This is a genomic window from Nocardioides sp. P5_E3, from assembly GCF_054049275.1.
The window spans coordinates 54,318-69,609 of record NZ_JBFUMR010000027.1; the positions used below are offsets into that span (position 1 = coordinate 54,318).

Sequence of the window (15,292 nt, forward strand, 5' to 3'; positions counted from 1 at the left end):
AGTCGCCGCATACATGCAGTGCAATGTATAGTCATGCATATGACCGCAACAGTCGCCGTGGCCGGAGCCAGTGGGTACGCCGGGGGAGAGGTCCTGCGCCTCCTCCTGGGCCACCCGGGCGTCGAGGTCGGCGCCGTGACCGCGGGTTCMAATGCCGGTGAGCGGCTCGGCTCGCTGCAGCCGCACCTGCTCCCGCTGGGCGACCGGGTGCTGGCCGAGACGACGCTCGACACCCTGGCGGGGCACGACGTCGTGGTCCTGGGGATGCCGCACGGCCAGTCCGCCGAGATCGCCCGGGCGCTCGGCGACGACACCGTCGTCATCGACTGCGGCGCCGACTTCCGCCTCACCGACGCAGGGGAGTGGCAGACGTTCTACGGCGGCGAGCACGCCGGCTCGTGGCCCTACGGCCTCCCGGAGCTGCCCGGCCAGCGGGAGCTGCTCCGCGGCGCCCGGCGGATCGCCGTGCCCGGCTGCTACCCGACCGTCTCGACGCTGGCGGCGGTGCCTGCTCTCTCTGCGGGTCTCGTCGAGCCCGACATCACCGTGGTCGCCGCGTCCGGGACGAGCGGCGCCGGCAAGGCGGCGAAGCCGCACCTGCTCGGCAGCGAGGTGATGGGCAACGCCAGCGCCTACGGCGTCGGCGGCACCCACCGCCACACGCCCGAGATCGTGCAGAACCTCAGCGGCGTCCACGGGTCGCCGGTGCGGGTCGGCTTCACGCCGCTCCTGGTGCCGATGTCCCGCGGCATCCTCGCGACCGTCCAGGCGCCCCTGCTCGACGGCGTCACCCCGGACCACGTCCGCGACGCCTACGCAGCGGCGTACGACACCGAGCCCTTCGTGCACCTGCTCCCCGAGGGCCAGTGGCCGCAGACCCAGTCCGTCCTCGGCTCCAACGCCGTGCAGGTGCAGGTCGCGGTCGACGAGCGCGTACGACGACTCGTGGCGGTGGCCGTGGTCGACAACCTCGCCAAGGGCACCGCCGGCGCCGCCGTCCAGTGCATGAACCTCGCCCTGGGTCTCGACGAGGCCGCCGGGCTCACCACGATCGGAATCGCCCCCTGATGACTCACTCCCCATCGAAATGCTCGCTTCGCTCCGCTTCCGACGGGGGCCCCGAATGAGCGTCACCACCCCCCACGGCTTCACCGCCGCCGGCGTCGCGGCCGGACTCAAGTCCACCGGCGCCAAGGACCTCGCCCTGGTCGTGAACCAGGGACCCACCTTCGACTCCGCGAGCGTCTTCACCGCCAACCGGTGCCTGGCCAATCCCGTGCTGTGGAGCCAGCAGGTCGTCAAGGACGGCACCGTCAAGGCGGTCGTCCTCAACTCCGGCGGCGCCAACTGCTACACCGGCCCCGAGGGCTTCCAGACCACCCACGCGGTGGCGGAGAAGGTCGCCGAGGGTCTCGGCATCGGCGCCATCGACGTGGTCGTCTGCTCCACCGGCCTCATCGGCCTCGCCAACGACCGCGACGACCTCCTGGCCGGCGTCGAGGCGGCGAGCGCGGCGCTCTCGCCCGACGGCGGCACCAGCGCCGCCGAGGCGATCATGACCACGGACTCGGTCAGCAAGAGCACGGTCGTCGAGGGCGCCGGCTGGTCCATCGGCGGGATGGCAAAGGGTGCGGGGATGCTCGCCCCGCAGCTGGCCACGATGCTCGTGGTCCTGACCACCGACGCCGTCGTGCCCGCCGCCGACCTCGACGCCGCCCTCCGCGCCGCCACCCGGGTCAGCTTCGACCGCCTCGACTCCGACGGCTGCATGTCCACCAACGACACCGTCACCGTCATGGCCAGCGGTGCCAGCGGCATCACCCCCACGCCGGAGGACTTCACCGCCGCGCTCACCCAGGCCTGCACCGACCTCGCGATGCAGCTGCTCAAGGACGCCGAGGGTGCCGACCACGAGATCGCCATCACCACCCTCCACGCCGCGTCGGAGGAGGAGGCGGTCGAGGTGAGCCGCAGCGTCGCCCGCAGCAACCTGTTCAAGGCCGCCGTCTTCGGCAACGACCCCAACTGGGGGCGGGTGCTCGCCTCCATCGGCACCACGCAGGCGCAGTTCGACCCCGCCGACCTCGACGTCGCGATGAACGGGGTCTGGGTGTGCCGCCAGTCCACCCCGGCCGAGGACCCGGCGAGCGTCGACCTCACCGGCCGCGAGGTGAGCGTGACCATCGACCTCAAGTCCGGCGACGCCCGCGCCACCGTCTGGACCAACGACCTCACCCACGCCTACGTCCACGAGAACAGCGCCTACAGCTCATGAGCGAAACGACCCCCATCAACCAGCACCCGAGCCGGCCCGACCCCGCCAAGGCGCGCACGCTCGCCGCGGCGCTGCCGTGGCTGAAGCGCTACCACGGCCAGACGATCGTGGTGAAGTACGGCGGCAACGCGATGACCGACGAGTCCCTCAAGGTCGCCTTCGCGGAGGACATCGCGTTCCTGCGTTTTGCCGGCTTCAAGCCGGTCGTCGTCCACGGCGGCGGCCCCCAGATCTCGCGGATGCTCGACAAGCTCGGCATCAAGTCGGAGTTCCGGGGCGGACTGCGGGTGACCACGCCGGAGGCGATGGACGTGGTCCGGATGGTGCTCGTCGGCCAGGTGCAGCGCGAGCTCGTCGGGCTGATCAACCAGCACGGCGCGCTCGCCGTCGGGCTCTCCGGCGAGGATGCCGGCCTGTTCACCGCTGAGCCGACCAACACCGTGATCGATGGCGAGGAGGTCGACCTGGGCCTCGTCGGCGAGGTCGCCGAGGTGCGGCCCGAGGCGGTGCTCGACCTCATCGAGGCCGGCCGCGTGCCGGTCGTCAGCTCGGTCGCGCCCGACGTCGACGGCCAGGTGCACAACGTCAACGCGGACACCGCCGCCGCGGCCCTCGCGGTCGCGCTGGGCGCCGAGAAGCTCCTGGTCCTCACGGACGTCGAGGGCCTCTACCGCGACTACGGCAACTCCGACGACCTGATCCAGGAGATCAGCCCGGAGGCGCTCGGCGAGATGCTGCCGTCCCTCGACGCGGGGATGGTCCCCAAGATGCGTGCCTGCTACGAGGCCGTCACCGGCGGGGTGCCGCGCGCCACGGTCGTCGACGGCCGCGAGCCCCACTCCGTGCTGCTCGAGATCTTCACCGACGAGGGGGTCGGCACCCAGGTGCTCCCCGGCGTCGCCACGCGGATGCGCAAGCCCTACCCGAGCGAGGAGTCATGAGCGACGTCCAGGAGCGCTACGCCGGCGCGGTCATGAACACCTTCGGCCCGCCTGTGCTGGCGCTCGCCCGCGGGGAGGGCGCGCACGTGTGGGACGCCGACGGCAAGGAGTACGTCGACCTGCTCGGCGGCATCGCCGTCAACGCCCTCGGCCACGCCCACCCCGCCCTCGTCGAGGCCGTCACCACCCAGCTCCGCACCCTCGGCCACGTCTCCAACTTCTTCGCCACCGAGCCGCAGGTCGCCCTGGCGGAGCGCCTCGTCGGCCTCCTCGGCTGGTCCGACGACGCCCGCGTCTTCTTCAGCAACTCCGGCGCCGAGGCCAACGAGGCCGCGCTCAAGCTCACCCGCCGGACCGGCCGCACCCGGCTCGTCGCCGCCGAGGGCTCGTTCCACGGGCGCACCATGGGCGCGCTGGCCCTCACGTCCAAGGCTGCCTACCGCGAGCCGTTCGAGCCCCTCCCGGGCGACGTCACCTTCGTCCCGTACGACGACGTGGCCGCGCTCGAGGCCGCGGTCGACGACACGGTCGCCGCGGTCGTCCTCGAACCGATGCAGGGAGAGGCCGGCGTCGTCGTGCCGTCCGCGGACTACCTCGCCGCCGCCCAGCGGATCGCCCACGGCCACGGTGCGCTGCTGTGGCTCGACGAGGTGCAGACCGGCGTGGCCCGCACCGGCGCGTGGTTCGCCCACCAGCTGCTCGACGGCGTGGAGCCCGACGTCGTCACGCTCGCCAAGGGCCTCGGCGGCGGCATCCCGATCGGCGCGACGGTCGCCCGCGGCGACGCGGCGGCGCTGCTCCAGCCGGGCAACCACGGCACCACATTCGGCGGCAACCCGGTCGCGACGGCCGCCGCGCTCGCCGTCCTCGACACGATCGAGGCCGACGGCCTGATGGACGCCGCCGTCACCCGGGGCGTCCAGCTCGAGGCGCTCCTGCGCAAGCAGACCGGCGTCGTCGAGGTGACGGGCGCGGGTCTCATGCGCGGCGCCGAGCTCGACGGCCCCTACGCCACGCAGGCCGTGGCGGCCGGGCGCGAGGCCGGCTTCATCCTCAACGCCACCGGCCCGACGCGGCTGCGGTTCGTGCCGCCGCTGGTGATCACGGCCGCCGACCTCGACGCCCTCGACGCGGCCCTGCCCGCCGTCCTCGACACCGCCCGCGCCGCAGCACAGGAGCCCACCGCATGACGCGCCACTTCCTCCGTGACGACGACCTGTCGCCTGCCGAGCTGCTCGAGGTCCTCGACCTGGCCGACCGGATGAAGGCCGAGCCGTTCGACCACAAGCCGCTCGCCGGCCCGCGGACGGTCGCCCTGGTCTTCGACCGCCCGACCCTGCGCACCCAGGTGTCGTTCGCCGCCGGCATCGCCGAGCTCGGCGGCAACCCGATGACGGTCGACGGCGGCCTCGCCGCGATGGGGTCCCGCGAGGGCGTCGAGGACGTCGCCCGGATCCTCGGCCGCCAGGCCGCGGCGGTCGTGTGGCGCACGGCCCACCAGGGCGACGTCGTCACCATGGCGGCGTACGCCGGCGTGCCGGTGCTCAACGCGCTCACCGATGAGTTCCACCCCTGCCAGCTCCTCGCCGACCTGCAGACCGTGCGCGAGCACAAGGGCAGGTTGGCGGGGATCCGGGTCGCCTTCGTCGGCGACGGCGCCTGCAACATGGGCAACTCGTGGGTCCTGGCCGGCGCCACCGCCGGCATGCACGTCGTCGTCGGCGCCCCCGAGGGGTTCGCGCCGGACGCCCACGTCGTGGCGAGGGCGCGCGAGATCGCGCAGGGCACCGGCGGCTCGATCGAGCTCACCACCGACCCGGTCGAGGCGGTCGCCGGCGTCGACGTCGTGGTCACCGACTCGTGGGTGAGCATGGGGCGCGAGGAGGAGTCCGAGGAGCGGCTGCGGATCTTCCCGCCCTTCGGCGTCACCGAGGACCTGCTCTCCCACGCCGCGCCCGACGCGATCGTCATGCACTGCCTGCCGGCCTACCGCGGCAAGGAGATCGCCGAGGAGGTCATCGAGGGGCCGCACTCGGTCGTCTGGGACGAGGCGGAGAACCGCCGGCACGCCCAGAAGGCGGTGCTGACCTGGCTCCTGGAGCGATCATCATGACGGCCACGACCCCGCTGACCAAGAGCGCCCGCCACCAGCGGATCATCGACATCGTGACGGCCCACCCGGTGCACTCCCAGACCGAGCTCGCCGACCTCCTCGGTGACCACGGCGTCCGCGTCACCCAGGCCACGCTGAGCCGCGACCTCGTCGAGCTCGACGCGGTCAAGGTGCGCGACACCGACGGCGCCCTCGTCTACGCCGTGCCGGGGGAGGGCGGTGACCGCAGCGTCTCCGCACCCCGCGAGACCGCGGCAGGCCGCGACCGGCTGGCCCGCCTGTGCGCCGAGCTGCTCGTCAGCGCCGAGGCCAGCGCCAACCTCGTCGTGCTCCGTACGCCGCCCGGTGCCGCGCAGTTCCTCGCGAGTGCCTTCGACAAGGCCGACCTCGGCGACATCCTCGGCACCATCGCCGGCGACGACACCCTGCTCGTCATCGGCCGCGACCCCGCGGGCGGCGACGGCCTCGCCCAGCGGTTCCTCGACCTGGCCAACGACGTCCGCCACGGCTCGACCTCCTCGATCCCCATCCCGAACTCCAGCTCTGCAAAGGACTCCCAGTGAGCAAGGTCCTCACCTCCCTCCCGGTCGGCGAGCGCGTCGGCATCGCGTTCTCCGGCGGCCTCGACACCTCGGTGGCGGTCGCCTGGATGCGTGACAAGGGTGCGGTGCCGTGCACCTACACCGCCGACATCGGCCAGTACGACGAGCCCGACATCTCCGGCGTACCGTCCCGCGCGCTGCAGTACGGCGCCGAGCTCGCGCGCGCAGTCGACTGCCGCGCCTCGCTCGTCGAGGAGGGCCTGGCTGCGATGGCGTGCGGCGCGTTCCACATCCGGTCCGGTGGTCGCACGTACTTCAACACCACCCCACTCGGGCGCGCGGTCACCGGCATGATGCTGGTGCGGGCGATGCACGAGGACGGCGTCGACATCTGGGGCGACGGCTCCACCTTCAAGGGCAACGACATCGAGCGGTTCTACCGCTACGGCCTGCTCGCCAACCCCGAGCTGCGCATCTACAAGCCCTGGCTCGACGCCGACTTCGTCCACGAGCTCGGCGGCCGCGACGAGATGAGCCAGTGGCTCACCGAGCACGACCTGCCCTACCGCGACAGCAAGGAGAAGGCGTACTCCACCGACGCCAACATCTGGGGCGCCACCCACGAGGCCAAGACGCTCGAGCACCTCGACGTCTCCCTGGAGACCGTCGAGCCGATCATGGGCGTGAAGTTCTGGGACCCCACCGTCGCGATCGAGACCGAGGACGTCACGATCCGGTTCGACCAGGGCCGCCCGGTCGCGATCAACGGCGCGACCTTCGGCGACGCGGTGGCGCTGGTCCTCGAGGCCAACGCGATCGGTGGACGCCACGGTCTCGGCATGTCCGACCAGATCGAGAACCGGATCATCGAGGCCAAGTCGCGCGGCATCTACGAGGCGCCCGGCATGGCGCTGCTCTGGATCGCCTACGAGCGGCTGCTCAACGCCGTGCACAACGAGGACACGATCGCCAACTACCACTACGAGGGACGTCGGCTGGGTCGGCTGCTCTACGAGGGCCGCTGGCTCGACCCGCAGGCGCTGATGATGCGCGAGGCGATCCAGCGCTGGGTGGCGTCGCTCGTGACCGGCGAGGTGACGCTGCGGCTGCGGCGGGGTGAGGACTACACCGTGCTGGCCACCGACGGACCGGCGTTCTCCTACCACCCCGACAAGCTGTCGATGGAGCGCACCGACAACGCCGTCTTCGGCCCGACGGACCGGATCGGCCAGCTCACCATGCGCAACCTCGACATCGCCGACTCGCGCAGCAAGCTCGAGCTCTACGCCAGTCAGCCGCAGGACCAGGGCCACGTGCTCGTCGAGAACGGCAACCTGTTCGGCGAGATCGAGCCCGGGGGCGCGGACCGCATCGCCCGGCGCAACGGCGCCGACACGCTCGACGACGAAGCGCTCGACAACGCCGCCATGGACGTCGGGACCGACTGATGGCCGGGGAGACCAACGAGGGTTCGCTCTGGGGAGGCCGCTTCGCCAGTGGTCCGTCCCCGGAGCTCCAGGCACTGTCGAAGTCCACGCACTTCGACTGGCAGCTGACGCCCTACGACCTCGCCGGCTCGCGGGCGCACGCCAACGCGCTGCACCGCGCCGGACTGCTCACCGAGGCCGACCACGCCGAGCTGCTGCGCGGGCTGTCGGTGCTGGGGGAGCGGTACGACGCCGGCGAGCTGGTCCCCGCGACCACCGACGAGGACGTCCACGGCGCCCTCGAGCGGCTGCTGCTCGACGAGGTAGGGCCCGAGGTCGGCGGTCGGCTGCGCGCCGGGCGCTCGCGCAACGACCAGGTCGCCACGCTCTTCCGGGCCTACCTGCGCGACCACGCCCGGAACATCTCGGTCCTGGTGCTCGACCTCGTCGACGTGCTCGCCGGACAGGCCGGGGGACACCTCGATGTCGTCATGCCGGGGCGTACGCACCTCCAGCACGCGCAGCCCGTCCTCCTGTCGCACCACCTCCTGGCCCACGCCTGGCCGCTGGTGCGCGACGTCGAGCGCCTGCGCGACTGGGACGCCCGGGTGGCATCGGACTCGCCCTACGGTTCCGGAGCGCTGGCTGGCCAGACCCTCGGTCTCGACCCGGTGGCGGTCGCCACCGAGCTCGGCTTCTCCGGCTCGTCGGCCAACTCGATCGACGGCACCTCCTCGCGCGACTTCGCTGCGGAGTTCGCCTTCGTGACGGCGCAGATCGGCGTCGACCTGTCACGGTTGGCCGAGGAGGTCATCCTCTGGACGACGCGCGAGTTCGACTTCGCGACGCTGCACGACTCCTGGTCGACCGGGTCGAGCATCATGCCGCAGAAGAAGAACCCCGACATCGCCGAGCTGGCCCGCGGCAAGGCGGGCCGGCTCATCGGCAACCTGTCCGGCCTGATGGCGACGCTGAAGGGGCTGCCGCTCGCCTACAACCGTGACCTGCAGGAGGACAAGGAGCCCGTCTTCGACTCCGTCGAGACGCTCGAGGTGCTGCTTCCCGCGGTGTCCGGCATGGTGGCAACGCTGACCTTCAACGGCGCGCGGATGGCCGAGCTCGCCCCGCAGGGCTTCTCGCTCGCCACGGATGTCGCGGAGTGGCTGGTCCGCGAGGGAGTGCCGTTCCGGGACGCCCACGAGCTCGCAGGTGCGTGCGTACGCCGCTGCGAGGAGCTCGGCTGCGACCTGCCGGACCTCACCGACGAGCAGCTGGCCGAGATCTCGCCGGCGCTGACGCCGGAGGTGCGCTCCGTCCTGACCGTCGAGGGCTCCGTGGCCTCGCGCTCCGGCCGCGGTGGGACGGCACCGGACCGCGTCCGCGAGCAGCTCGACGAGGTGCGTACGGCGACCACCGGGCACCGTGACCGCCTGGGCTGAGGGCGACCCGCTCGAGGTGGCGCCCCGCCTGCTCGGCGCGGTCCTCACCCACGGCGGCGTCTCGGTGCGCCTCACGGAGGTGGAGGCGTACGCCGGCCCGCTCGACCCCGGCTCGCACGCGCACCGCGGGCAGACCCCCCGCAACGCGGTGATGTTCGGTCCGCCCGGCCGGCTCTACGTCTACTTCGTCTACGGGATGCACTTCTGCGCCAACCTCGTCACCGGTCCCGAGGGCGACCCCGGCGCCGTCCTGCTGCGCGCGGGCGAGGTGGTGGCCGGGATCGACCTCGCCCGGGAGCGCCGTCCCTCGAGCAGCGACCGGGACCTCGCCCGGGGTCCGGCCCGGTTGTGCCGGGTGCTCGGCATCGGTCTCGCGGACAACGGGATCCGTCCCGACCTGGTGGCGGGGGAGCCGGTGGCCGACATCAGCACCGGACCGAGGGTCGGTCTGCGGCTCGCAGCAGAGCGTCCGTGGAGGTTCTGGAGCACCGGCGACCCCACGGTCAGCACGTACCGTCCCGCGGCCCCGCGCCGCTCCGCAGGCCGCTGACCTGCGCTTATGCGTGAAGGGCACCCCCGGTTTGGCAAGGTCCGGGAGGAGGGTCTAATGTTCTTCCTGTCGCCGCAAGCGGCGCCGCCTCCTGGCCAGAAGGTCAGCTGAAGCGGAGACCAGCTGCGACCACCCCGAAGCGCCGAACTCGCCAGTTTGACGGTGAGAGAAGCGCCCGGTAAGTTTCTGCAGGTTGCCCCGCGACCGGACCGGCCCAGCCGGCGAGGATCGGGTGCGTCTGATTCTTGAGAACTCAACAGTGTGTTTGATTAGTCGACGAATTAGTTTGTTATGCCCCGTTGACGTCAACGTTTGTCTGCCGGCTCCTTTTTGGGGTTGGTGGGTGTTGGTGTCGCGGTTTCTTTGACAATGATTCTGGCGAGGTCCTCTTCTTTGTGGAGGGGGTCTTAAAATTGCTAGTTTTGTTCAGTCATGGATGTGGCTCTTATTGATAGTCCTGCTGGTCTGCTGCTTTGGTGGTGGGTTGGTGGGTATGTTTTCGATGGAGAGTTTGATCCTGGCTCAGGACGAACGCTGGCGGCGTGCTTAACACATGCAAGTCGAGCGGAAAGGCCACTTCGGTGGTACTCGAGCGGCGAACGGGTGAGTAACACGTGAGTAATCTGCCCCTGGCTTTGGGATAGCCACCGGAAACGGTGATTAATACCGGATACGACAACTTCTTGCATGAGATGGTTGTGGAAAGTTTTTCGGCCAGGGATGTGCTCGCGGCCTATCAGCTTGATGGTGAGGTAATGGCTCACCATGGCTTCGACGGGTAGCCGGCCTGAGAGGGTGACCGGCCACACTGGGACTGAGACACGGCCCAGACTCCTACGGGAGGCAGCAGTGGGGAATATTGGACAATGGGCGGAAGCCTGATCCAGCAACGCCGCGTGAGGGATGACGGCCTTCGGGTTGTAAACCTCTTTCAGCAGGGACGAAGCGCAAGTGACGGTACCTGCAGAAGAAGCACCGGCCAACTACGTGCCAGCAGCCGCGGTAATACGTAGGGTGCGAGCGTTGTCCGGAATTATTGGGCGTAAAGGGCTCGTAGGCGGTTTGTCGCGTCGGGAGTGAAAACCAGGTGCTTAACACCTGGCTTGCTTTCGATACGGGCAGACTAGAGGTATTCAGGGGAGAACGGAATTCCTGGTGTAGCGGTGAAATGCGCAGATATCAGGAGGAACACCGGTGGCGAAGGCGGTTCTCTGGGAATGACCTGACGCTGAGGAGCGAAAGTGTGGGGAGCGAACAGGATTAGATACCCTGGTAGTCCACACCGTAAACGTTGGGCGCTAGGTGTGGGGTCCATTCCACGGATTCCGTGCCGCAGCTAACGCATTAAGCGCCCCGCCTGGGGAGTACGGCCGCAAGGCTAAAACTCAAAGGAATTGACGGGGGCCCGCACAAGCGGCGGAGCATGCGGATTAATTCGATGCAACGCGAAGAACCTTACCTGGGTTTGACATACACCCTGCCGCTCCAGAGATGGGGCTTCTTTTGGGGGTGTACAGGTGGTGCATGGCTGTCGTCAGCTCGTGTCGTGAGATGTTGGGTTAAGTCCCGCAACGAGCGCAACCCTCGTTCTATGTTGCCAGCACGTAATGGTGGGGACTCATAGGAGACTGCCGGGGTCAACTCGGAGGAAGGTGGGGATGACGTCAAGTCATCATGCCCCTTATGTCCAGGGCTTCACGCATGCTACAATGGCCGGTACAAAGGGCTGCGATCCCGTAAGGGGGAGCGAATCCCAAAAAGCCGGTCTCAGTTCGGATTGGGGTCTGCAACTCGACCCCATGAAGTCGGAGTCGCTAGTAATCGCAGATCAGCAACGCTGCGGTGAATACGTTCCCGGGCCTTGTACACACCGCCCGTCACGTCACGAAAGTCGGCAACACCCGAAGCCGGTGGCCCAACCCTTGTGGAGGGAGCCGTCGAAGGTGGGGCTGGCGATTGGGACGAAGTCGTAACAAGGTAGCCGTACCGGAAGGTGCGGCTGGATCACCTCCTTTCTAAGGAGCACACACCCCGACATCTGGCCGGTCCATTCAGGATCGCGAAGCGCCCAGGTGCGATGGTGGTGTCTCACTAGTGGAATCGTCGACATCAGCGCTGCCAGCTCGTCACGGGTTTCCGTGGGGKGTGGGTGGGTTGCTGGTTYACTCATGCCCCGCGTTGGTGGGGGTGGGGTCAAGCACACTGTTGGGTCCTGAAGGATCAGCCGTCACGACCCGCCCGGGAACGGGTGGGTGTGTGGTTGGGCTTCTGTTCCTCTCTTCGTCTGTGTCTCCACGTTGGTGGGGGTGTGGGGGTTGGTGGGGTTGTTGTTTGAGATCTGCATAGTGGACGCGAGSATCTTCACTGCACGCAATCGATCGGGCGTCATGCCTGGTGGGTGGTGTGTGGTGAGTGTGTAATTATCTTCGCGCCGTGACTTGTTTCCTTACGRGTTGCGGTGTGTGAAGAGTCTGCCGGCTCATTCCTTGATTGTGGGGTGGGTCGGGTGTTCTTTGGTTTGTCTCGTTCCTTGTGAACGGTCTGCGTGGGAATGGCATGTGCTTACGGGCGTGTGTTGTTTTGACGTTGTTGAGACAAGCTATGAAGGGCACATGGTGGATGCCTTGGCATCAAGAGCCGATGAAGGACGTTGGAGCCTGCGATAAGCCCTGGGGAGTTGGCAACCAAGCTGTGATCCGGGGGTGTCCGAATGGGGAAACCCAGCACGAGTCATGTCGTGTTACCTGCACCTGAACACATAGGGTGTGTGGAGGGAACGTCGGGAAGTGAAACATCTCAGTACCGACAGGAAGAGAAAACAACAGTGATTCCGAGAGTAGTGGCGAGCGAAATCGGATGAGGCCAAACCTCGAGTGTGTGATACCCGGCAGGGGTTGCATTCGGGGGGTTGTGGGACCGCTCAGTTGAGTCTGCCGGCTCAGCACAGAGTAAGAAACCAGTGTGGAAGTCGAAGTCGGTTGGAAAGCCGTACCGTAGAGGGTGATAGGCCCGTAGACGTAAAGCGCTGGCTCTGGAGCGTGTTCCCAAGTAACACGGAACCCCTGAAATTCCGTGTGAATCTGGCGGGACCACCCGTTAAGCCTAAATACTCCTTGATGACCGATAGCGGACAAGTACCGTGAGGGAAAGGTGAAAAGTACCCCTGGCGGGGAGTGAAATAGTACCTGAAACCGTGTGCCTACAATCCGTCGGAGCTTGTGCATTCCCTTGTGGGGTGCAGGGGTGACGGCGTGCCTTTTGAAGAATGAGCCTGCGAGTTTGCGGTGTGTTGCGAGGTTAACCCGTGTGGGGAAGCCGTAGCGAAAGCGAGTCCGAATAGGGCGATTCAGTAGCGCGCTCAAGACCCGAAGCGAAGTGATCTATCCATGGGCAGGTTGAAGCGTCGGTAAGACGACGTGGAGGACCGAACCCACTTAGGTTGAAAACTGAGGGGATGACCTGTGGATAGGGGTGAAAGGCCAATCAAACTTCGTGATAGCTGGTTCTCCCCGAAATGCATTTAGGTGCAGCGTTGCGTGTTTCTTGCCGGAGGTAGAGCACTGGATAGCCGATGGGCCCTACAAGGTTACTGACGTTAGCCAAACTCCGAATGCCGGTAAGTGAGAGCGCAGCAGTGAGACTGCGGGGGATAAGCTCCGTAGTCGAGAGGGAAACAGCCCAGACCATCAGCTAAGGCCCCTAAGCGGTGACTAAGTGGAAAAGGATGTGGAGTCGCATTGACAACCAGGAGGTTGGCTTGGAAGCAGCCACCCTTGAAAGAGTGCGTAATAGCTCACTGGTCAAGTGATTCCGCGCCGACAATGTAGCGGGGCTCAAGTCATCCGCCGAAGCTATGGCATTCAGCGAATACATCAGCATCGACTTGATCGGTGTTCAGTGCGCTGGATGGGTAGGGGAGCGTCGTGTGGGCAGTGAAGCGCCGGAGTGATCCAGGCGTGGAGCCCACACGAGTGAGAATGCAGGCATGAGTAGCGAATCACGGGTGAGAAACCCGTGCGCCGAATGATCAAGGGTTCCAGGGTCAAGCTAATCTGCCCTGGGTAAGTCGGGACCTAAGGCGAGGCCGACAGGCGTAGTCGATGGACAACGGGTTGATATTCCCGTACCGGCGAAGTTGCGCCCATGACGAACCTGGTGATGCTAACCACCCGAAACTCATCGGACCGGACCCTTCGGGGCGAGGCTGGTGAGCGGAGCGTGGGACCCGAGCTGGTAGTAGTCAAGCGATGGGGTGACRCAGGAAGGTAGCCCAGCCACAGCGATGGTTGTCTGTGGGCAAGCGTGTAGGACGTGGTGTAGGCAAATCCGCACCATCCACTTCAGTGTGGAGTCTGAGACGTGATGCGGAGCCTTTATGGCGAAGTGGGTGATCCTATGCTGTCGAGAAAAACCTCTAGCGAGCAACGAGCCGCCCGTACCCCAAACCGACTCAGGTGATCAAGTAGAGAATACTAAGGCGATCGAGACAACCATGGTTAAGGAACTCGGCAAAATGCCCCCGTAACTTCGGGAGAAGGGGGGCCGGATCCGTGAACCCACTTGCTGGGGGAAGCGGTGATGGCCGCAGAGACCAGGGGAAAGCGACTGTTTACTAAAAACACAGGTCCGTGCGAAGTTGTAAGACGATGTATACGGACTGACTCCTGCCCGGTGCTGGAAGGTTAAGAGGACCGGTTAGACCTTTGGGTCGAAGCTGAGAATTTAAGCCCCAGTAAACGGCGGTGGTAACTATAACCATCCTAAGGTAGCGAAATTCCTTGTCGGGTAAGTTCCGACCTGCACGAATGGAGTAACGACTTTCCCACTGTCTCAACCATGGACTCGGCGAAATTGCACTACGAGTAAAGATGCTCGTTACGCGCGGCAGGACGGAAAGACCCCGGGACCTTTACTATAGTTTGGTATTGGTGTTTGGTACGGCTTGTGTAGGATAGGTGGGAGACTGTGAAACCCTCACGCCAGTGGGGGTGGAGTCAACGTTGAAATACCACTCTGGTCGTACTAGATGTCTAACCTAGGTCCGTCATCCGGATCAGGGACAGTGCCTGATGGGTAGTTTAACTGGGGCGGTTGCCTCCTAAAATGTAACGGAGGCGCTCAAAGGTTCCCTCAGCCTGGTTGGCAATCAGGTGGCGAGTGTAAGTGCACAAGGGAGCTTGACTGTGAGACAGACATGTCGAGCAGGGACGAAAGTCGGAACTAGTGATCTGGCCACGGCATGTGGAAGCGTGGTCACTCAACGGATAAAAGGTACCCCGGGGATAACAGGCTGATCTTCCCCAAGAGTCCATATCGACGGGATGGTTTGGCACCTCGATGTCGGCTCGTCGCATCCTGGGGCTGGAGTAGGTCCCAAGGGTTGGGCTGTTCGCCCATTAAAGCGGCACGCGAGCTGGGTTTAGAACGTCGTGAGACAGTTCGGTCCCTATCCGCCGCGCGCGCAGGAAACTTGAGAAAGGCTGTCCCTAGTACGAGAGGACCGGGATGGACGAACCTCTGGTGTGCCAGTTGTTCTGCCAAGAGCACGGCTGGTTGGCTACGTTCGGAAGTGATAACCGCTGAATGCATCTAAGCGGGAAGCACGTTTCAAGATGAGGTTTCCCACCCAATAATGGGGTAAGGCCCCCCACAGAACATGGGGTTGATAGGCCGGAGGTGTACAGCAGTAATGCCTAGCCGACCGGTACTAATAGGCCGAGGGCTTGTCCCAACCACGTACAAAACCACACACGCACACCGCGTGTCCGTGCACGTACGACCGCGCAAACCAACGAACACACAGACACACACTCTTGTTCGCGTCCACTAAGCAGTTCCCAACCAACAAACCCATCCCAGGGCGACATGCCCCGGGGGTTTGATGAGGTTGAAAGAGTTACGGCGGCCATAGCGAAACGGGAAACACCCGGTCCCATACCGAACCCGGAAGTTAAGCCTTTCAGCGCCGATGGTACTGCAACCGAGAGGTTGTGGGAGAGTAGGAC

General features: G+C 66.2%; 9 protein-coding genes and 3 rRNA genes. All 12 read left to right on the forward strand.

Features of this window, described 5'->3' with window-relative positions; genetic code table 11:
* Nucleotides 1-39 precede the first annotated feature (39 nt).
* Nucleotides 40-1,068, forward strand: coding sequence for an N-acetyl-gamma-glutamyl-phosphate reductase (argC, locus tag ACXJKB_RS17160; protein ID WP_457190473.1), 1,029 nt, complete (start codon nt 40-42; stop codon nt 1,066-1,068).
* Nucleotides 1,069-1,123: 55 nt separating this feature from the next.
* Nucleotides 1,124-2,275: a bifunctional glutamate N-acetyltransferase/amino-acid acetyltransferase ArgJ gene (gene argJ / locus ACXJKB_RS17165; protein WP_457190475.1), complete on the forward strand. Its 1,152-nt coding sequence runs from the start codon at nt 1,124-1,126 to the stop codon at nt 2,273-2,275.
* The gene (gene argB, locus ACXJKB_RS17170) at nt 2,272-3,216 is read left to right on the forward strand and encodes an acetylglutamate kinase (RefSeq protein ID WP_457190477.1); all 945 of its coding nucleotides are present in this window, start codon (nt 2,272-2,274) and stop codon (nt 3,214-3,216) included. The genes argJ and argB overlap by 4 nt, the downstream gene beginning before the upstream one ends.
* Nucleotides 3,213-4,406 carry an acetylornithine transaminase gene (locus ACXJKB_RS17175; protein WP_457190479.1) on the forward strand — a complete coding sequence of 398 codons (1,194 nt, stop codon included), beginning with the start codon at nt 3,213-3,215 and terminating at the stop codon, nt 4,404-4,406. The genes argB and ACXJKB_RS17175 overlap by 4 nt, the downstream gene beginning before the upstream one ends.
* Entirely contained in the window at nt 4,403-5,329 is a 927-nt protein-coding gene (argF, locus tag ACXJKB_RS17180; protein ID WP_457190481.1) for an ornithine carbamoyltransferase, read from the forward strand. The genes ACXJKB_RS17175 and argF overlap by 4 nt, the downstream gene beginning before the upstream one ends.
* The gene (locus tag ACXJKB_RS17185; protein ID WP_457190483.1) at nt 5,326-5,892 is read left to right on the forward strand and encodes an arginine repressor; all 567 of its coding nucleotides are present in this window, start codon (nt 5,326-5,328) and stop codon (nt 5,890-5,892) included. The genes argF and ACXJKB_RS17185 overlap by 4 nt, the downstream gene beginning before the upstream one ends.
* Complete coding sequence (argG, locus tag ACXJKB_RS17190) at nt 5,889-7,319, forward strand: argininosuccinate synthase (RefSeq protein ID WP_457190485.1); 1,431 nt, start codon at nt 5,889-5,891, stop codon at nt 7,317-7,319. The genes ACXJKB_RS17185 and argG overlap by 4 nt, the downstream gene beginning before the upstream one ends.
* Nucleotides 7,319-8,737, forward strand: coding sequence for an argininosuccinate lyase (gene argH / locus ACXJKB_RS17195; RefSeq protein WP_457190487.1), 1,419 nt, complete (start codon nt 7,319-7,321; stop codon nt 8,735-8,737). The genes argG and argH overlap by 1 nt, the downstream gene beginning before the upstream one ends.
* Nucleotides 8,721-9,287, forward strand: a complete 567-nt coding sequence (locus ACXJKB_RS17200; protein ID WP_457190489.1) for a DNA-3-methyladenine glycosylase — start codon at nt 8,721-8,723, stop codon at nt 9,285-9,287. The genes argH and ACXJKB_RS17200 overlap by 17 nt, the downstream gene beginning before the upstream one ends.
* A gap of 499 nt (nt 9,288-9,786) precedes the next feature.
* A 16S ribosomal RNA gene (locus ACXJKB_RS17205) occupies nt 9,787-11,302 on the forward strand.
* A 577-nt stretch (nt 11,303-11,879) separates the two neighbouring features.
* Nucleotides 11,880-15,018 (forward strand): 23S ribosomal RNA (locus ACXJKB_RS17210).
* Nucleotides 15,019-15,184: 166 nt separating this feature from the next.
* Nucleotides 15,185-15,292: ribosomal RNA gene (gene rrf / locus ACXJKB_RS17215) — 5S ribosomal RNA — on the forward strand; the annotation flags it as partial.

Bases quoted from the DNA above. Each gene is read 5' to 3' on its own strand.
- argJ (WP_457190475.1), top strand. From the start codon at position 1,124: ATGAGCGTCACCACCCCCCACGGCTTCACCGCCGCCGGCGTCGCGGCC.
- argB (WP_457190477.1), top strand. From the start codon at position 2,272: ATGAGCGAAACGACCCCCATCAACCAGCACCCGAGCCGGCCCGACCCC.
- ACXJKB_RS17175 (WP_457190479.1), top strand. From the start codon at position 3,213: ATGAGCGACGTCCAGGAGCGCTACGCCGGCGCGGTCATGAACACCTTC.
- argF (WP_457190481.1), top strand. From the start codon at position 4,403: ATGACGCGCCACTTCCTCCGTGACGACGACCTGTCGCCTGCCGAGCTG.
- ACXJKB_RS17185 (WP_457190483.1), top strand. From the start codon at position 5,326: ATGACGGCCACGACCCCGCTGACCAAGAGCGCCCGCCACCAGCGGATC.
- argH (WP_457190487.1), top strand. From the start codon at position 7,319: ATGGCCGGGGAGACCAACGAGGGTTCGCTCTGGGGAGGCCGCTTCGCC.